This window comes from Capnocytophaga cynodegmi (assembly GCF_002302475.1).
In the GTDB taxonomy this organism is placed as follows: domain Bacteria; phylum Bacteroidota; class Bacteroidia; order Flavobacteriales; family Flavobacteriaceae; genus Capnocytophaga; species Capnocytophaga cynodegmi.
The window spans coordinates 2,503,765-2,523,173 of sequence record NZ_CP022378.1 but is presented as its reverse complement, the minus strand read 5'-3'; the positions used below and the strand labels follow the sequence as shown (position 1 = coordinate 2,523,173).

The following is a 19,409-nucleotide window of genomic DNA, read 5'->3' as shown; positions in this document are numbered from 1 at the left end:
CGCTGCAGAATTATTTTTTGTAAACTAAAAACCCTGCAACGGTTGTTATTGTTTTCTTACGAAAATACTATTTTTGAGTAACCAAGTTTCCTTTTTCTTTGGCTTCTTTTATCCATTTCGGAACGATGGTTTTCATAAATTGTTTTTTGTTTGCTTCTTCTTTTTCCATATCCAAACCAATGATTGCCTGTGCTTTGGCTTTCGTACTGATATCTGGCATTTCAAATTTAGCAGCAATTTTAAGTTTGTCTGTTAGCCCGTTCATATCCGATTCGGCTTGCATAGCGTAGAACATACCATCACCCAATACTTTTTGAGACTCAATAGGAGCGTGGAACGCTGCTCCGTGCGATGCTGTAATGAAATCCCAACGCCATTGTGATTTACGGATAAGGTCTAAAATTGGTTTCATTTGCTCCTCAGTGGCTCCATTGTCCCACAAGAATTTAGCTTGGAAGTGTACTTTTGCTAATTGTTTTTCCAAACGATTTCGGAGTGTGAATACATAGTCTTGACGCTCGTAAACGTTTTTAATCAATTCTTCCTCAGGTTGTCTGTGACAAACTTGGCAACTTGCATTTACGTTTCTAAGCGGACTGCTAATATGGTGGTCGGTGTATTTCACACCTCCTTCTGTTTTGTAAGGCATATGACAATCCGAACAAGAAACACCACGTTGAGCGTGAATTCCTAATTGGAAGATTTCATAGTCAGGGTGTTGTGCCTTAAGAATTGGCGTACGGCTCACTTTATGAACAAAGTCTGTCCAACCTACATTATCATAGAATTTCTCAACATCCTCAACTTTTTTTCCGTGATCCCAAGGGAATGTCAAATAATTACTTTCTTTTTTGAAGTAATACTCCACGTGACACTGAGCACATACCAGTGAACGCATTTCCTGATGAGTAGCTTTGGTAATATCTTTTCCTTGACGATTAAAAGCCTCAACAAGAGCTGGTTGCGTGATAGTCAAATTCATTGTTTTCGGGTCGTGACAGTTAGCACAACCTATAGGATTCACGATTTCACTTCCTAATTCGTCCCAAGGTCCTTTATAATAATTTTCAATACCAATTTTGTTCATCATTCGAGGGACATCAGGGCTTTTACAAGTCCAACAAGTGCTAGGCTGTGGTGAATGTGTTGAATCGGTTGGAGAACCCGTACGAAGTGTATGAGTAACATCGGCAACGGCGTGCATATGTCCACGGGGAGCTGTATAATCTTTTGAGAACGCATATCCCGCCCACAAAATCACCATTTCAGGACGTTCAGCCAACAAGTCATCATTGTCACTACTCATATATTTGGCTCTGAAAGTAGTATCGGCAGTTTGTAGCCAAGATTGGTACTCACGTTGATAATACTCTCCCCAGATTTCATTTCGAGCTTCAAAATCCTTGATATCAGTATTTGCTCTTGAAATGATTTGTGCTTCGGCTTTTCTTCCCATAATGGAATTAGCAAGCATTCCTAAAAGGAACGTTACAACAGCCAAAATTCCTACGATTAACCAATTTTTCTTTTTCATCGCTAAGTGTATTAATTGTCAGTCAATATTTTATATTTCGTTTCTTTATAATTATTTGCCTTTCTGCTGGTTTTTAACCATATTCTGAAGCCACTCAGGCACAGGTTCTGAAGCGAGAGGCACTCTGGCATTCGGAGCTGAATTCAGTCCACGAACATTTCCGTGAGGCACATCGGTATGGCATTCCCAACAGAGTTTTCCTTGGTCAGTGTGTGCCATCTGAGCTGTAACATTTCCTGTTCCCACAACACTATTTAGCTGGTCGTGACAACGGATACAATTCTCTTGTACCACCATTTGCCCTGGTTTGTGCATTGTGATTACCTGTGGCTCCATACGGAAGGTAAACATCGTTGCGTGTCTTAAACCATCACTTGCCTTAAAATAGTACTTCCTAAAGAAATTATCGTGCGGAACGTGACAATCGTTACACACGGTGTTTCGCCCGTGCGAAGAGTGAAACCACGTGGAATACTCTGGTGCCATAATATGGCAATTCACACAAGCTTTAGGATCATCAGACAGATAGGAATACGCTTTGGATACATAAAAAATGTATCCACTAAGCCCAAGTAATACTCCTACCAAAGAAGGAATTAAGTATCTGAAATACTTATTCTTTTTTACCTGTTTTGTTTCTTTATTTGTTGTTGCCATCGCTAAAAAAAGATATTTGTATCTTATTGTTGCAAATCTATAAACTTTTAGCTACATTTGCAATACAAAATGCTGTACTTTTGAAGATTAATCGTATTTTATTGTCATTCTAAATAAGAGTTTATTATGTACAACATAACGTATTAAATTTAGGGTATAGAACATCTTTGGAACTTAAAATTAACTAAGATATGAGAACACATTTATTTTCAGTGATCGCGTGTGGAGTTTTTACAACTCTTTGCACGTCTTTGGCAAATGCCCAAGAAACAAACAATGAATTTTCACTTTCGGCTCAAATACGTCCGCGTTTTGAGTACCGAAACGGAGCTTATCGTCCTTTACAAGAGGGTGAATCCCCTGCAATTTTAGTAAACAATCGTACACGATTGAACTTTGATTACAAAAATGAAGATAAGTTACATTTGTACGTTTCTTTACAGAATGTAAATATTTGGGGACAAGCACCTCAAATTCAAGTAAATGACAAAACGGGAGGAGCTTCTATTTTTGAAGCATACGCTTCTTTCCCAATTGCTCCAAAATGGAATGCTAAAATTGGACGACAAATGATTGTTCTGGACGATGACCGAATTTTTGGTTCGTTGGATTGGCATCCTGCAGGGCGTAGCCACGATGCTGTGAACTTAAATTGGAAAGCTTCTGACAAATTCTTGCTTCGTACTTTCTTTGCTTTCAACCAAAATTATGCCGATAAAACAATGAATATCAATAGTCCTGCTGTTCAGCATTTTAGCCCGACTAATGCACAACCTTATCAGCATATGGAAACTTTCTACGGATTGTACAACATCTCACAAAGTAATCGTATTTCTTTCTTATTGAGCAATTTAGGCTTCAAAAACGATAACACTTCCGATAAAGTTCACAATATGCAAACTTTTGGATTTCATTACGTAGGAGCTACAAACGATTGGAAATACGGACTAACCTCATACTTCCAAACGGGTAAAAATGCGGCAGGAGCCACTAAAAGTGCTTATATGTTTGCTCTGAATGCGGGATACAAGTTTTCAGATATATTTAGCCTATCGGGAGGAATTGACTATTTAAGTGGAAGAAATGCTGATGATACTTCGGGTAAGGATAAGGCTTTCAATCCTTTCTCAGGAACAAATCATAAATTTTACGGATTTATGGACTATTATTACGTTCCAGCGGTAAATCCTTCTGGACTTATCAATCCGTACTTAACCGCTAATTTCCGTACTGGTGAAAAAAGTAACCTTTCTGCAACTTGGCACAATTTTTCATCTGCAGGAACAGTTTATGATAGTAAAGGCAATAAAAAACGTGGTTTAGGTAACGAAATCGATTTGGTCTATACACTTAAAGTACAACCTTATATCGGGCTACAAATGGGATATTCTACCTATTTTACAACCGATGCTTTGAAAACACTTAAAAAAACGCCTAATGCTAGAGGTTATCAAGATTGGTTTTGGTGTAGCCTAAATATCAATCCTAAGATTTTTTCGGCTAAATTTTAACAATTAATAATAACTAATTTTTTTTATAAAAAACCTTCTCAGAGATTTAAATTTCTGAGAAGGTTTTCTTTTAATGGAAAAAGGAGTGAAAATAATAAAAACTTCCACTCCTTCAAAAAATTTAGTCACTTTGTTTTATTCTTCTGATTCGCTGACTTCTACTTTTTCATTTTTATTCGTTTTGTTTCCCTTGCCATTTAAGACCATATATCCTAAAGTTCCACCTAAAATTGATGCTGCAAAAATACCTATTTTGGCTTGATCCATATAAAGTGGATTTTTGAAAGCTAAAGTGGTCACAAATAATGACATCGTAAAACCAATCGCAGCCAGAAGTCCTAACCCGACAAGATTACGGAAATTCATTCCTCTTGGATAAGGTGACAATTTAAGAACTTTTACCATAAATACTGTGAAACCTGCTACGCCAATCACTTTTCCAAAAAATAAACCAAGGGCAACTCCCAAGGCAATATTAGTACTAAATAACTGCTCTACATCTATCGATAAGGAAACTCCAGCATTTGCCAAAGCAAAAATTGGTATTACAATAAAAGTAACAAAAGGATGCATTGCGTGTTCCAAACGTTGTAATGGAGGAATTGACCTACGTGTATCTACATTTATTTTTTCCAACAAATGCAACTGTTTCTCAGTAAGTGTTGGAATTTTATTATTAGGATCTAATCGTTTGAATTTCTTCAAATAACTTTGAATATTATGTACGTATTCATTTTCTTTCATTTGCACATCAGTAGGAATCATAAACGCAATCAATACTGCCGCAATTGTAGCGTGAACTCCCGAAAGCAAAAAAGCACACCAAATAACGGCTCCTATCAGTGCGTAAAATAATACGTGACGTATCCCAATTCGCTTTCCTAAGTAAAGAATAAATAACATTCCCAGCCCAATTCCTAAATTCGCTAATGAAATTTCAGAAGTGTAAAAGAAAGCGATTACCAATACTGCTCCAAGATCATCAACAATTGCCAATGCCGTCAAAAATACTTTTAATGATATTGGTACTTTATTTCCTAATAAATATAACACCCCCAATGAAAAAGCTATATCTGTAGCCATAGGAATTCCCCAACCTCCGTGAGCTTCTCCTGTAGGGTTTAATGATATATATATAATTGCGGGCACAAGCATTCCGCCTATAGCCGCCCCAATTGGCAATAACGCCTTCCGAGGATTAGATAATTCCCCTGCTACAATTTCTCGTTTTAATTCAAGTCCTACGACGAAAAAAAACAATGCCATCAATCCATCGTTAATCCAATGGTGTAATGGCATATCTAAATATGTTTTTCCATCAAATGTAAATCCTAAATGATGTTCAAAAAAATGGAAATAATGCTCTGACCAAGGTGAATTTGCCAACACCAAAGCAATGATAACATTAATTCCTAAAACAATCCCCCCCGATTTTGCCTGTTTGGTAAATCTGTGAATTGGAGAGGTTAACCGGTCTATCAGATGTTTCTCCATATATTATAGTTTTATCGTGGTAAAATTAATATTTTTTCAATAAAAAATCAAGAAAATTTCAGAAAAAACAAAATTATTCATAATAAAATAAACGTATTGATTTCTATTATAATTATTTGCAATTACATTTTTCTTAACTTTTCTTTATAAAAAAAGAACAATGAAATATGCTCCATTGTTCTTTTTCAATAACACTTAGTACAAAAGTTTATACTTTTAAAATCTCAGCTTCCTTAACTGCTAAAACTTCCTCTACTTTCTTAATATATTTGTCGGTAAGTTTCTGTACACTTTCTTCCGCACCTTTTTTTACATCTTCGGAAGCTTCCGTTTTTTTAATTTCTTTATTTGCTTCCTGACGAGCATTTCGTATGCTTATTTTCGCATCTTCTCCTTCTCCCTTAGCTTGTTTAACAAGTTCTTTACGTCGTTCTTCAGTCAAAGGCGGTACACTAATAATCACAACATCACCATTGTTCATCGGGTTGAACCCTAAATTAGCTAACATAATAGCTTTTTCGATAGGTTGAATCATTTTTTTCTCCCAAGGCTGAATCGTAATTGTACGTGAATCTGGTGCACTTACGTTTGCTACTTGGCTCAATGGAGTTTGCGACCCATAATAATTCACAAAAACGCTTCCTAACATTTGTGGACTTGCCTTTCCTGCACGAATGTTACCCAAAGCCTTATCCAAATGCGTCAAAGCTCCCTGCATTGCCTCTTCTGTGCTATCCAAAATAATATCTATTTCTTCATTCATATAAATTGATTTTCTTTACAAAGTTTTATTTTCAATGACATTTTTTATAAATTCACGGTAGTTCCTACATTATCACCTGAAACTACCTTCAACAAATTTCCTTTTTTGTTCATATCAAAAACAATTATTGGTAGTTCATTTTCTTGGCTTAACGTAAAGGCTGTCATATCCATAACTTTCAAACCTTTATTCATTACCTCATCGAATGTGATATTATCAAATTTTACCGCGTTTTTATCTTTCTCTGGGTCAGCTGTATAAATTCCATCTACGCGAGTTCCTTTTAATATCACATCAGCGTTAATTTCAATAGCTCTCAAAACTGCAGCCGAATCAGTTGTAAAATAAGGATTTCCAGTTCCTGCACCAAAAATTACCACACGTCCTTTCTCCAAGTGACGTACCGCTCTGCGACGAATAAAAGGCTCTGCTATCGCTTCCATAGTAATGGCAGTTTGTAAACGTGTAAAAATACCTTCTTCTTCCAAAGCACTTTGTAAAGCGAGTGAATTTATAACTGTCGCTAACATTCCCATATAATCGCCTTGCACTCTGTCCATTCCGTTACTTGCCCCTGCAACGCCACGAAAGATATTTCCTCCTCCAATAACGATTGCTACCTCAACTCCTTTTTCTACAACTTGTTTAATCTCAGTTGCGTATTCTTTTAAACGAGCTGGATCTATGCCATATTGACGTCCTCCCATCAAAGCTTCACCGCTCAATTTCAACAAAATTCTTTTATATTTCATACCTTTTGTTTATATTATACAATCTGATTGACAGAGATTTATAAATCCACTTTTATTTAGAAATATCAAGCACTAAACTCCTAAAAATTTATAATTTCAGAAACGTTACTCTGTACAGCTCACAAAGATATAAAATTTTATAAATAATAAAAAAATCAGTTTTATTTTTTTTGTATCATTTTTTATACTATTTTTGGAACCTAATTTCTAAAACATCTATTTATGAAATATTATTTTTGGTTCTTATGCTTGCCCTTTGTGTTTATTTCGTGTAATGGAAATAATTCAAACTTAACAGACCAAGAAAAAGAAAAAATAAAACAAGCTAAACTTGACTCTATCGTTGAGGTAAAACTCAATGAAATAAATAAAGATGAAGTGGATACTTTCCCTATATTCAAAGGTCTCTGTTCCGACACACTACCGAAGGAAGAACAAAAGAAATGCTTTGAAAACTCTTTCGTAAAATTACTCACAGAGAAACTTCAGAAAGAAAAACTTGAGGCTTTGGAGACAATCAACGAAAAGATATTAGTAAACATTAAAGTTGATAATTCAGGAAATGTTGCTCTTGTTGGGTTGGAAGCTACTGATGAAATCATCAAAACTTTGGCAACAACCAATCAATCTTTTGAAGAAATCTTAGCCACACAACTAAACAATATTTCAAAAGAAAATCCTGTAATTCCTGCTACAAAACAAGGATTGGAAGTAAGTACACAATTTACAATTCCTATTGTGATTAATGTAAAATAGTTTTGGAGAAAATAATTTTAGGAGTTGACCCTGGAACTACCGTGATGGGTTTTGGGCTTATCAAAGTTGAAAAACAACAGATGGAGTTGTTACAACTCAATGAATTACAACTAAAAAAATATTCCGACCATTATCTAAAACTACGTATCATTTTTGAACGTACTTTGGAGCTTATCGACACATATCACCCTGATGAATTGGCAATCGAAGCTCCCTTTTTTGGCAAGAATGTACAATCAATGCTTAAACTTGGGAGAGCTCAAGGGGTAGCGATGGCTGCCGGACTTTCTCGCCAAATTCCAATTACTGAATATGAGCCTAAGAAAGTTAAAATGGCTATCACTGGTAATGGAAATGCCTCCAAAGAACAAGTCGCGAAGATGCTTCAGCAATTACTAAACCTTAAAGAATTACCAAAATACTTTGACTCCACTGATGGATTGGCTGTTGCTGTATGTCACTTTTTCAATAGTGGACGAGTTTCTTCACAAAAATCATACAATAATTGGGAAGCTTTCGTAAAACAGAACGAAAATCGGGTGCGTTAATATCTCAAAAAATTGCATAGTCTTTATATTCATATTCCTTTTTGCAAACAAGCCTGTCACTATTGTGATTTTCACTTTTCAACAACCTTAAAACGAAAAAGTGAAATGGTCAGTTCTATCTGTAAAGAATTGATTTTAAGAAAACAAGAAGCCTCTAACAGTCAATTACAAACCATTTATTTTGGAGGAGGAACTCCCAGCATACTCTCTTTTGAAGAACTGAAAACCATTCTACAAACTATTTACGAAAATTACAATATTAGCCCCAATGCTGAAGTCACTTTAGAGGCAAACCCTGATGATTTTTTCAGAGATAGCTCCTCTCCTACCAAATTACTTTCAAATTTAAAACAATTGGGCATAAATCGATTGAGTATTGGTGTGCAATCTTTCTACGGAGAAGATTTACGCCTTATGAATCGAGCTCATAACGCTACTCAAGTAGAATTACTCCTTCTGCAAGCTCCAAAATTCTTTGATAATATTACCATTGATTTGATTTACGGCATTCCTAATATGACTGATGAGCGTTGGCGATCCAATGTCCGTAAAGCACTCTCATTTGGTGTCCCTCATATATCAGCGTATGCATTAACTATTGAACCTAAAACTGCCCTACACAAGTTTATTGCTCTGGGAAAAGTTCCTAACGTTAATGAACAACAGGCTCATTCGCATTTTGTGTCAATGATTTCTATTTTGGAGAAAGAGGGATTTATTCATTATGAGTTTTCCAACTTCGGAAAGGAAGGATATTTCAGCCGTAACAACACTGCTTATTGGTTTGGAAAAAAATATATGGGAATTGGTCCTTCGGCTCATAGTTTTAACGGAACTGAACGTAGCTGGAACATCGCTAATAATATAAAATACATCGAACAGATACAAAAAGGCATAATTCCTGCAGAAAAAGAAATACTTTCACAAAACGACCGATACAACGAACTCATTATTACACGAATCCGAACGATGATTGGCATTTCCGTTGAAGAAGTTGAAACGATTTTCGGAAAAAAACACGCCGATTATCTGCTTTTACAAGCTAAAAAACATATCACAAACGGATTACTCACCATAAATAACAAACATCTTGTTACAACTACCAAAGGAAAGTTCCTATCCGATGGCATTGCCGCCGATTTATTCATCGTTGATTGATAAAAATATAAAAAAAATCCGAAGAACTCGTAAAATTCTTCGGATTTTTTGTATAGACTTAAGATTTATAACACCGCAATACACGAAATTTCAACCTCAACAAACTTAGGTAAGTTCGCTACTTGAACCGTTTCACGGGCAGGAGCTGTTTTTTCATCAAAATATCTACCATAAACAGCATTTACCTCAGCAAATTGATTCATATCTGCCAAAAATATGGTTGTTTTTACCACATTTTCAAAATTAGCTCCAGCAGCTTCAAGCACTGCTTTTAAGTTTTCCATTACCTGAACTGTAGCAGCTTCAATTCCTTTTACAACCTCATTGGTTTTTGGGTCAACAGGAATTTGCCCTGACACATACAAAGTGTTACCTGCCAAAGTTGCTTGATTATAAGGACCAATTGGGGCAGGAGCGTTTTCTGTAAAAATAATACGTTTCATATATTTACTTGTTTTTAATTATTTACTTATCTATTGATGTGTTAATTCTTATTTCTTTTTGAAAGATATATCGAGCTTTTGTACATTTCCGACCCCATCTTTGGCAATCATTTCCAACCTATAGGTATCTGTTTTCTTCGTATCAATGTCCGAAAAGTCGAATGTGAGAGTTTGTGTTTTTGGTTCATATTCGAACAAAATCCATTGTCCATTTAAAGTTGCCGAATAACTTTCTACACCACTTAAATCATCTTTTATCTCCACTTTTAGGGTTGATGCAGTAACTGTTGCATTATTTTTAAAGTTTAACGGACGTAAAGTCGGAGCTATGGTATCTTTCATTAGCGTAAACTTTCCTAAATTACGTGTTCGAGTTGTAAATAATCCGTTTTTATAAATAGTTCGTTCGGCTGAAGGTTTATTTTTCTCATTTAGCCGAGCTATAAACACCTTTTGAGCTTCTTTTTCACTAAATTTCTTATTATTGAACGACAAATTAAAGAATTTATGCACCGCTGTTGCAGGATTATGTAACGTTAATGTATCATTCTTACTTTCTATCTGAATTAAAAAATCCTCATAGAAAGTTCTTTCAGGAAAATAGACATTTCCTCCATCGAACGTGAAATATTGGTCACGTCCTGCAATTACAACTTCTCCTCTGACCACTGGTCGAGGCTCTTTGATGTCCAAATTCTTCCCTTCCACAGGAATACTAATTTTGGAGATGTTCCCCTTAATATCCTCCGCAACAATTGTAACAAGATATTCTGTATTTTGCTGAACATCAAGCTGTCCTTCATTCTTATTTTCTGTATAAATGGTAGAAATTCTGTTGCCTTTGGTACGATAAAGCAATTGCATACGCGACTTTTTTTCAACATACGTTTGATAATCAATAAATGTATTGATATAACGAGCTTCATTAAAGCTAAGTTTATCAAATACATACTGAAAATGCGTTTCTCCATTCACCGCTAAGCTCACTTTGTACACGCCATTCTGATGATGCGTATCATTTTGCTTATCTATGGACTGCAATCCAAATCCTATTGCTCCACTGGCAACAATTTTATCAGCGAGATACGAACCATCAGCTTGTTTTGTAAGTTTTACAACTTGCGGAAACTGCGATTGATTTATCTGAGCTTCTTTTCCGAGCGGATACACCATCACCTGATACACATCGGGCGGGATATTGTCCTTTATTTCATATCCATATAGTAGCGGATTGAGAGCATTGGAGTTAGCATCACGGATTTCAAAATGAAGATGCGGACCTGCACTACTTCCTGTATTACCTCCAAGCCCTACAACTTGTCCTTTCTTTATCACTAACTCATTTTCTTTCGGATAGGCATCTATTTCAAACGATTTTCGGTTGTATTGTCGCTTCTTGATATAGGTTTCAATAGCTGGAGCAAATTTTTGCAAATGTGCATACACGCTCGTATATCCATTGGGATGCGTTATGTACAGAGCTTTGCCATATCCATATGCACCCACTTTAATTCGCGATACGTAACCTTCTTTTATAGCGTATATGTTAAGCCCCTCACGCCCCTGTGTTTTAAAATCAACCCCCGCGTGGAAATGATTAGGACGTAATTCTCCAAAATTACCCGATAATAGCAATGGAATATCCAGAGGAGAAGCAAAATCCGTTTGTGCAAATGAAAATGAGCATAATAGTAGCGACCATATAGCCGTTAGTGATAATTTCATATCGTGTAATTCAATATTTTTTTATAAAATGTGTTTCTTTTTATATGTTTTTTAATTTATTTTGAATGATTGTATCTATCAAAATAGCTATTCTACTTATAATACTGACGGAAATTACAAAAATAAGTACTTCTGTCAAAAATTTTTATTGTAAAAGACTTCGACTTCGCTCAGCCTGACAACTATTTTTTGCTGATTATTTATGTAGTATTTAAGTATGATTTTCCTATATAGTAGGTCGTTTCTGCACCACTTCGAACACTCTTTTATCATCACATTTGAGCGTTTTGGACGGAAACTTCAGAATAAGTGCATAATCGTGAGTTGCCATCAAAATAGTACGCCCCGATGCATTGATTTCCTTAAGAACTTGCATAATTTCAACACTGGTTTCGGGGTCTAAATTCCCCGTAGGCTCATCTGCTAAAATAAGTTCAGGGTCGTTAAGCAAAGCACGTGCAATTGCGACACGTTGTTGCTCCCCTCCGGATAGTTCGTGCGGAAATTTTTTCGCTTTATCTTCCATTTTTACTTTAGCAAGAACCGTTTCTATACGTTGTTTTATTTTTTCTTTATCCTGCCACCCTGTTGCCTTCAGCACAAAGGATAAATTGTTAAAAACACTTCTGTCCGAAAGTAATTTAAAGTCCTGAAAGACAACTCCCAGCTTTCTTCGAAGTAGCGGAATCTCACTCTCTTTGAGGTTCTTCAGGTCAAACCCAACGACACTTCCCTCACCCTTTTTCAGAGGCAAATCACCATAGAGGAGCTTTATCAGACTACTTTTTCCTGTTCCCGTCTTTCCGATGAGGTACACTAATTCCCCTTTGTTGATTGTCAGGTTAATTTCTGTCAGGATTAGGCTCGAACGTTGGTATATTGAGGTGTCTTTTAGGTCTAATACAGGTTTTTCCATCGTTGTTTGTAATGAATTTTGTTGTTTTTAATTGCGAAGGAGCTTTATTTTATTTGATTAATCTTCGTAAGGCACTCATTTCTTTGTATTTTTTACGGGCTTCCTCTGCCGGATAACCAAAGTACGTTTGCCCACCTTCCAAAGATTTTGAAATCCCACTTTGTGCCAGAATAATTGCTTTTGCTCCTATAGTAATTCCGCTGGTCATTCCTACTTGTCCCCAGATAGTTACTTCATTTTCAATAACTACACAACCTGCGATACCAGTTTGCGAAGCAATTAAGCATTTTTCACCAATAATTGTGTCGTGCCCTACGTGAACTTGATTGTCTATCTTCGTTCCTCGTTTGATTGTCGTATCGCCTGTAACGCCTCGGTCGATAGTACACAAAGCTCCCAAATCCACATCATCTTCAATAACTACTCTCCCACCCGATTTTAGCTTATCGAATCCTTCTGGACGCTTTTTATAATAAAACGCATCAGCTCCCAGCACACTTCCTGCGTGAATGGTAACGTTATCACCAATAATGCAATCATCGTAAATACTTACGTTAGAATGAATTGTGCAATTTTTCCCGATTTTCACATTATTTCCTATGAATGTTCCGTGTTGTATGATGGTATTTTCCCCAATTTGAGCCGATGGAGCAATCAACGCTGTGGATTTCTGAAAAGGTTTGAAAAAATCTGTTAGTTTATTAAAATCCCTGAATGGGTCGTCAGAAATGAGAAGTGCTTTTCCTTCAGGGCATTCTACTTCTTTGTTAATCAAGATGATTGTAGCTCTGGATTGCAAGGCTTTGTCATAGTACTTTGGATGATCGACAAAAACGATGTCTCCCTCCTCCACTACGTGGATTTCATTCATACCAAGTACAGGAAAATTTTCATCACCTACGAAAGAACTCTTGATGATGGTTGCAATTTGTTTGAGTGTATAGGGTTGTGGAAATTTCATTTTACTTCTTTGTTTTTGAAAAACGCTATTTTCGGATTGGTTCTTATGTTAATAATTGTATTTTGTTCATCAAATAATCCTCTGTATTAGGACCTTCGTGGAAAAGTAAATCCAATATACTCAGATTAGGCAAAAATCCGTGCTTATCCGAAAAAATTTGATGATATTCTTCCATCTGTAAAGGAAATTCCTTTTTGGCTGAAGTTAAGAAACGGAAATCTTTAACCTGTTTGGGTTCTGCCTCATAACTCTTTGTTTTATCAAAGTTGATATCAGTTTGCAAACAAGCCAACAAGGTTTGAATTGTATCCATATTTACGTCCAACAGAAAGGTATATTTCTTCTCAAAAAGTGGCAATAAATCATCTTCATAGTACTCGAAAAAAGGTGAGGTTCGATAAGCCGTTTCAAGGCTCTTCCAATGCAATCGCTGCCAAGGAAAATGATTTTCCACTCGAACATCTTTGAAAAGTTGTCGCCCCGTTTCCCCACCAACGTGCTTAATGGGCAAATTTAACGCTTGTTTGCCGTTAGCTCCGTAAATATAAGCTCGATTTCGGAGGGTTTGTTTTTGATAGTTATCTGATACTTCCAAAACACAAGGATGTTTGAGTATCAAATGAAATTGAGCAATACTCGGGAAATATGTTGGGTGAATTAATACACTATGCGTTATCATATTCTAATTAATTGATTTTTAAAATTTTTGAAAAATAAGAAATTATTTATTCTCCTTTGCTTTCTTTCTTTTTCTGGAATAAAATTCATATCCTCCCCAAACCAAAACTATGATAACAAGGGCGTAATATCTGTAAGAAACAGGTTCTCCTTCTCCATTAACAGTTGTAAACAATCTGTTCCAACGGATTTTATTCAAGCCTGAAGCATTTTTGTCTGTACTCATCCAAATCAGAACAGGTTTTCCTAGTACGTGATCTTCAGGAACAAATCCCCAATAGCGGCTATCTTCCGAATTATGGCGATTATCTCCCATCATCCAATAATAATTCTGTTTGAAAGTATAAGAATTTGTCCGTTCTCCATTAATTAAAATATCATTACCTTTGATTTCCAAAGAATTATTCTCGTAAACTTCTATAATTCTTTTGTAAAGTAGTAAATTTTCAACAGAAAGCGTAACTGTTTGTCCCTCAGCAGGAATTGTTATAGGTCCGTATTGGTCTTCGTTCCAAGGGAATTTCTCAGAATGCGGAAATACAGCCTGATTATACTTCCCAGCCTCTTCTATTCGCCTTTTAACAGAAACTACGTTAGGGCTTTTTCTCAGAGCTTCGGCAACTTCTTCCGTTAATGATGAAAACACATATATATTTGGCTGAATTTGTGTAAAATAGTCAGTCACATCAAACTGCTGATACATAAAAGCTGGAGTTAACTGACCAATATTAGGCTTTGTTTCAACCACATAAGAAGTTTGCAACTTTGTTCTCACAGAATAAACCTCTTTCTTCCCGTTGATGTAAACATCTCCATCTTTGATTTCAAACTTATCGCCAGGTACGGCTACGGTTCGTTTTACATAATTGGATTTTTTATCAATAGGCTTATCTACGTGAATATTGGAGTTATCACGAAAGAAACGCACCGTGTCAGTAGGCCAGTTAAAAACCGTAATATCATTACGCTCAATTTTTTGCAATGCAGGTAAACGCAAATAAGGCAATTGAGGAACCTTCAAATATGATTTGGTACCCACTAACGGAATTGAATCGTGAACCATTGGCAATGAAAGTGGCGTCATTGGCACCCGTACTCCGTAATGAAACTTACTAACAAACAGAAAATCACCAACTAATAAAGTTTTTTCCAACGACGAAGTTGGAATCATATAGGGTTGAATAAAATACGTATGAATTGCCGAAGCTGCAACCACAGCAAATAATATAGCACTTATCCACGAAGATACATTCTTCTTAATTACTTCATTATCTTTTCCTATATATTTAGTTGTAGGTAAATAAGTTACATAAGCTGTAAAAATTCCTAAAGTAAGAACAGAAATTAAAGTATATCGCTTTTTTCGATAACCGAAAACGTGTAACCATTCGTAATTCATTACGATAAGCATAATATTCCCAATTACAGGCAAATACATCAGAAAAAGCCACCACCACGGACGCTCTATAATTCTTAAAAATATAATATTATTATAAAAAGGTACAAAAGCCTGCCAAGCCTTATAACCTGCTTTTTCATAGCCTTTCCAAAAATATAATCCATTGATTATCTGAGCTGTAATAAGAATATAAATATATAACATAATCTGTTTTTTAAGTTAAACCTCACAAATATAGAAATTTATTTCATATAAACTCTATTTTAGTATTTTTCAAGTCCGAAAGTTAGAAAATTTATAACTGCTAAAATCCTAAATTCAAATTAAATGCTTCTCGAAATTCTTTTAGTAAAGGATTAATTTCGAGTAATTTTTCATATTTATCATCGGGAGTAACTAAGATTTTTTTGGTTAATTCCTCATTTTTAATAAGTTTTAACGAAATATCATAATTTCGTAATGATTTTCGTAAAAAATCAAGTAATCTTGCTTCATTATTAGAAATTTCTGTATAAGCAGTACTATTAGAAACCTCTAAATGAATAACTTTATCTTTAAGTTCGGGAACACTCATCTGAAAATAGGAAGCCTGAATTCGTTCTCCTTTTGCTAATAAACTTTCAATGTAAGCATTCCAAAAACGAAAAAAATCGGCTTCGGAAAACTCCTCTCGTGGCAAAGAATCTGGGTCGATAATATCCTCCTTCAAATTCTTCTTTACTTCAGTTTTTAATTGAATACTACGTATTGAAAAACTTGAAACTACCTGATTTCGTTCTTGTTTTGTTATTTTTGGAATATTATCCTGAATTCTGGAAGTTGCTGTTTGTGCATTTAATTTGTCCTCGCTAGTAGGCAAGTCAGGGCGTTTTTCTTCCTTCAAATATGGTTGATTATTAAATATGTATGCTGGAATTATGAAGCGTCCATCATTTTTTTTTTATCACCTTCAAAGGTCAGAGAAGCAAGTTGCATCAATGCAATTTCAACCAATAATCGCGGATTTTTACTGGTTCTATACTTCAAATCACAATCGTTAGCAATGGTGATGGCTTCCATCAAAAAAGGTACAGAAGCCTTTTGAGTTTGTTGCAGATACTTTTTTTGAGTCTCCTCACTTACTTCCATAAGTGAAATCGTGGTAGGATTTTTACAAACCATCAAATCTCTGAAATGACTTGCCAAACCAGATATAAAATGATGACCATCAAATCCTTGTGAAATAATATCATTAAAAGATTTTAATAACTCAGGAAGTTTATTTTCTAAAATAAGGTCTGTAATAGTAAAATACGTCTCATAATCAAGTACATTCAATATCTCAGAAGTAGCCTGACGCGTAATTTTATTCCCTGAGAAACTAACTACTCTATCAAAGATAGAAAGAGCATCACGCATCGCTCCGTCTGCCTTTTGAGCAATAATTTGAAGTGCTTCATCTTCTGCTTCAATACCTTGTTCTTGAGCAATATACTTTAAATATTCACGGGCATCATTTACTGTAATTCTCTTGAAATCAAATATCTGACATCTTGATAGAATTGTTGGAATAATTTTATGCTTTTCAGTTGTTGCCAGAATAAAAATTGCGTGTTTTGGGGGTTCTTCTAACGTTTTTAGAAAAGCATTAAAGGCTGCCGTTGAAAGCATATGTACCTCATCAATAATGTACACTTTGTATTTTCCTACCTGAGGCGGAATCCTCACTTGGTCGATAAGTCTGCGGATATCGTCCACACTATTGTTAGAAGCGGCATCTAATTCAAATACATTGAAAGCGAAGTCATTATCATCTTGTATCTCCGAAGTTTGCTCGTTAATTTTCTTTGCCAAAATCCTAGCACAAGTAGTCTTCCCTACACCACGAGGTCCTGTAAAGAGGAGTGCCTGAGCCAAATGATTGTTCTCAATGGCATTCATAAGGGTATTGGTAATTGCTTGTTGCCCAACTACATCACGAAATGACTGCGGACGATATTTTCTTGCGGATACTACAAAATGATTCATACTGCAAAAGTAAAACGTTTTATGCAAAAAAACAAAAACTTAATCTCCTAAAAAAGTTCTGAGATTAAGTTCCCTAATTTTTAATTTTCTATTTCCTTACTGAACAAATAATCATAGAATTTTTCAAAAATAATTTTAAACCATTCGGTGTATTTTTGCGGATTTTGTTCAATATCTTTCTTGATATTTTCTGGTAGCTCCCATTTCCAATCAGCGACCTCTTCTGGGTTTATGTTTGGGTTTTCTTCATAATATCCAAGCAAAACGTGGTCATATTCGTGCTCTGTAAGTCCATTGTCAAAAGGGGCTTTATAAATGAAAGAAATAACATCTGTCAGCTCAGTTATAAATCCCATTTCTTCTTGCAAACGTCGTTTTCCTGCTTCCACATTCGTTTCATTTTCACGCTGATGGCTACAACAAGTATTTGTCCACAAACCAGGAGAATGATATTTATGCAAGGCTCTTTGTTGTAACATTACTTCTCCTTTTTGGTTCATTATAAAAACAGAAAAAGCCCGATGAAGTAACGCTTTTTCATGTGCTTCCAGCTTAGGCATCAAGCCAATAGGATTATTTTGTTCATCTACCAATATTACTTTTTCTTCTTCCATTGATATTGTGCAACAAATTCTTATTCATTAATTTGAACTATATCTCCTTTTTCAATTCCCCATTTATCCGATAATCCTCCGTTTATTTCTAAAACGTACATCGCAGGTCCTTCCGATGGGAGCGAAGTTTCGTCATAAGGTTTAGCTCTTTTGGCGATGCTAACAACCTTTTTATCTTTATCCAAATAAATGATATCCAACGAAAACTGGGTATTTTTCATATAAAATGAACGCATTTCCTCTTCAGGAAAAATAAAAAACATTCCTTGAGTTTCGTCCATTCCCTTACGATACATTAGCCCCAAACTTGTTTCTTCAGGTGTGTTGGCAAACTCTACGTCTATTTTCTTGAGTAAATTGCCATCTTTAAAAATTGACAATTCAGCTTCCTTAGTAAACTCAATTTCAGGAGCTTTAATCTCATTTTCTTGAAATGTAATCTTCTTTTCCTCAGAAGAAAGAAGCCCTGATAGAGCGTACACCAATATTGCAAGTCCCACAAATCCTAACGCAAAATGTACAAAATATTTTCTAAAAAAATTCATATTTTTTATGCTTTACTTTTCTTGAACAATAAATAAAATCCAGCAATTATAAAAGGTAAACTTAACCATTGCCCCGTTGAAAATAATCCTAAAGTACTTTCAAACCCACCTTGGCTTTCCTTTACAAATTCTACTGCAAAACGAATACCCCAAAGAATAACTAAAAACAAACCAAAAATGAAATAAGGTTGCTGTTTTTTGTCGGTTTTCCAATAAAAATACCATAAAATCCAGAACAATATAAAATAACCAAACGCCTCATACAACTGAGCTGGATGTTGATATGGAATACTTGCCAACACTTCAGAAAAACGAGGATCGGAAGCAATTAAATCATAAGCCTCATTAGGCGTATTCGTTCCTGTGATCTTCATTGCCTCACGAGAAGAAATCGCTCCTCCTTGAACAAATTTTACTCCTAAAGGAAAACTTTCGTTCACTATTTTTCCGTTAATTTCAGAATTGAAGAAGTTTCCAAATCGCACAAACATTCCCCCGATAGAAATAGGAATCACTACCCTATCCAAAATCCACGAAAGGGAGATGTCTTTGTATTTTCTGACATACAAAATCATCGCAATAATAATTCCCACTGCAGCTCCGTGACTCGCCAAACCTGAAAACCCAGTAAGTTGAAATTCAGGCTCAAACCGAACAGGCAAAAATATCTCTAAGAGATGATGCTTAAAATAATCCCAATCGTAAAAGAAACAATGCCCAAGACGAGCTCCTATCAGTGTAGCTAAAGCCGTGTAAATGAATAGTGTATCTAGCTGTTGTAACGTTTTCCCTTCATTGAGATAAATTTTCTTCATCAAATACCAACCCAAACCAAAAGCCACAACAAACATCAAGCTATAATAACGTAGACTTATGTTAACAACAGGAATTGTAAATAAAGCCTCATCTGGATTCCAGATAAAATTCAAAAGTATCATCAAATTTAAC

The 19,409-nt window shown here is 35.4% G+C and carries 20 protein-coding genes; 4 read left to right on the top strand and 16 right to left on the bottom strand.

The window, feature by feature from the left end; genetic code table 11:
- Positions 1–67: 67 nt before the first annotated feature.
- The gene (gene nrfA / locus CGC48_RS11155; protein ID WP_098029625.1) at positions 68–1,534 is read right to left on the bottom strand and encodes an ammonia-forming cytochrome c nitrite reductase; all 1,467 of its coding nucleotides are present in this window, start codon (positions 1,532–1,534) and stop codon (positions 68–70) included.
- Positions 1,535–1,585: 51 nt separating this feature from the next.
- A complete protein-coding gene (gene nrfH / locus CGC48_RS11150) occupies positions 1,586–2,191 on the bottom strand; it encodes a cytochrome c nitrite reductase small subunit (RefSeq protein ID WP_098029624.1) in 606 nt (201 codons plus the stop codon).
- A 191-nt stretch (positions 2,192–2,382) separates the two neighbouring features.
- Here nrfH and CGC48_RS11145 point away from each other — a divergent pair, with 191 nt between their 5' ends.
- A complete protein-coding gene (locus CGC48_RS11145) occupies positions 2,383–3,702 on the top strand; it encodes an alginate export family protein (protein WP_098029623.1) in 1,320 nt (439 codons plus the stop codon).
- 135 nt (positions 3,703–3,837) lie between these two features.
- Here the strand turns inward: CGC48_RS11145 and nhaA are convergent, their stop codons facing one another.
- The 3 genes from nhaA to pyrH all read right to left on the bottom strand — a co-directional run bounded on the left by nhaA (position 3,838) and on the right by pyrH (position 6,711).
- Positions 3,838–5,196: a Na+/H+ antiporter NhaA gene (gene nhaA / locus CGC48_RS11140; protein WP_018278599.1), complete on the bottom strand. Its 1,359-nt coding sequence runs from the start codon at positions 5,194–5,196 to the stop codon at positions 3,838–3,840.
- A gap of 208 nt (positions 5,197–5,404) precedes the next feature.
- Positions 5,405–5,959 (bottom strand): ribosome recycling factor, encoded by a 555-nt coding sequence (frr, locus tag CGC48_RS11135; RefSeq protein ID WP_098029622.1) that lies wholly within the window; start codon positions 5,957–5,959, stop codon positions 5,405–5,407.
- A 44-nt stretch (positions 5,960–6,003) separates the two neighbouring features.
- Complete coding sequence (pyrH, locus tag CGC48_RS11130) at positions 6,004–6,711, bottom strand: UMP kinase (protein ID WP_098029621.1); 708 nt, start codon at positions 6,709–6,711, stop codon at positions 6,004–6,006.
- A gap of 222 nt (positions 6,712–6,933) precedes the next feature.
- On the opposite strand from pyrH, the gene CGC48_RS11125 reads away from it, so the two are divergent.
- The 3 genes from CGC48_RS11125 to hemW are packed head-to-tail and all read left to right on the top strand — an operon-like array spanning position 6,934 to position 9,173.
- Complete coding sequence (locus tag CGC48_RS11125; RefSeq protein ID WP_098029620.1) at positions 6,934–7,467, top strand: hypothetical protein; 534 nt, start codon at positions 6,934–6,936, stop codon at positions 7,465–7,467.
- Positions 7,468–7,469: 2 nt separating this feature from the next.
- Positions 7,470–8,015 (top strand): crossover junction endodeoxyribonuclease RuvC, encoded by a 546-nt coding sequence (ruvC, locus tag CGC48_RS11120; protein WP_018278595.1) that lies wholly within the window; start codon positions 7,470–7,472, stop codon positions 8,013–8,015.
- Positions 8,016–8,027: 12 nt separating this feature from the next.
- Positions 8,028–9,173, top strand: a complete 1,146-nt coding sequence (gene hemW, locus CGC48_RS11115; RefSeq protein WP_098029619.1) for a radical SAM family heme chaperone HemW — start codon at positions 8,028–8,030, stop codon at positions 9,171–9,173.
- 65 nt (positions 9,174–9,238) lie between these two features.
- On the opposite strand, the gene CGC48_RS11110 is transcribed toward hemW, so the two are convergent.
- The 11 genes from CGC48_RS11110 to lgt all read right to left on the bottom strand — a co-directional run bounded on the left by CGC48_RS11110 (position 9,239) and on the right by lgt (position 19,399).
- Positions 9,239–9,616, bottom strand: coding sequence for a RidA family protein (locus CGC48_RS11110; protein ID WP_018278593.1), 378 nt, complete (start codon positions 9,614–9,616; stop codon positions 9,239–9,241).
- A gap of 48 nt (positions 9,617–9,664) precedes the next feature.
- Entirely contained in the window at positions 9,665–11,341 is a 1,677-nt protein-coding gene (locus CGC48_RS11105) for a M23 family metallopeptidase (RefSeq protein WP_232780509.1), read from the bottom strand.
- A 226-nt stretch (positions 11,342–11,567) separates the two neighbouring features.
- Positions 11,568–12,257, bottom strand: a complete 690-nt coding sequence (locus CGC48_RS11100) for a cell division ATP-binding protein FtsE (RefSeq protein ID WP_018278590.1) — start codon at positions 12,255–12,257, stop codon at positions 11,568–11,570.
- Positions 12,258–12,306: 49 nt separating this feature from the next.
- Entirely contained in the window at positions 12,307–13,218 is a 912-nt protein-coding gene (locus tag CGC48_RS11095) for a UDP-3-O-(3-hydroxymyristoyl)glucosamine N-acyltransferase (protein ID WP_098029617.1), read from the bottom strand.
- A 43-nt stretch (positions 13,219–13,261) separates the two neighbouring features.
- Complete coding sequence (locus CGC48_RS11090; protein WP_098029616.1) at positions 13,262–13,897, bottom strand: WbqC family protein; 636 nt, start codon at positions 13,895–13,897, stop codon at positions 13,262–13,264.
- Between the two features lie 42 nt (positions 13,898–13,939).
- A complete protein-coding gene (lepB, locus tag CGC48_RS11085; RefSeq protein ID WP_098029615.1) occupies positions 13,940–15,499 on the bottom strand; it encodes a signal peptidase I in 1,560 nt (519 codons plus the stop codon).
- A gap of 100 nt (positions 15,500–15,599) precedes the next feature.
- Positions 15,600–16,178, bottom strand: a complete 579-nt coding sequence (locus CGC48_RS11875) for a DNA polymerase III subunit gamma/tau (protein WP_232780507.1) — start codon at positions 16,176–16,178, stop codon at positions 15,600–15,602.
- Between the two features lie 32 nt (positions 16,179–16,210).
- Positions 16,211–17,302, bottom strand: coding sequence for a DNA polymerase III subunit gamma/tau (dnaX, locus tag CGC48_RS11075; RefSeq protein ID WP_098029614.1), 1,092 nt, complete (start codon positions 17,300–17,302; stop codon positions 16,211–16,213).
- A gap of 80 nt (positions 17,303–17,382) precedes the next feature.
- Positions 17,383–17,916, bottom strand: a complete 534-nt coding sequence (gene idi / locus CGC48_RS11070) for an isopentenyl-diphosphate Delta-isomerase (RefSeq protein WP_098029613.1) — start codon at positions 17,914–17,916, stop codon at positions 17,383–17,385.
- Between the two features lie 20 nt (positions 17,917–17,936).
- Positions 17,937–18,461 carry a DUF192 domain-containing protein gene (locus tag CGC48_RS11065; protein ID WP_098029612.1) on the bottom strand — a complete coding sequence of 175 codons (525 nt, stop codon included), beginning with the start codon at positions 18,459–18,461 and terminating at the stop codon, positions 17,937–17,939.
- Positions 18,462–18,466: 5 nt separating this feature from the next.
- Complete coding sequence (gene lgt, locus CGC48_RS11060) at positions 18,467–19,399, bottom strand: prolipoprotein diacylglyceryl transferase (RefSeq protein WP_098029611.1); 933 nt, start codon at positions 19,397–19,399, stop codon at positions 18,467–18,469.
- Positions 19,400–19,409 lie beyond the last annotated feature (10 nt).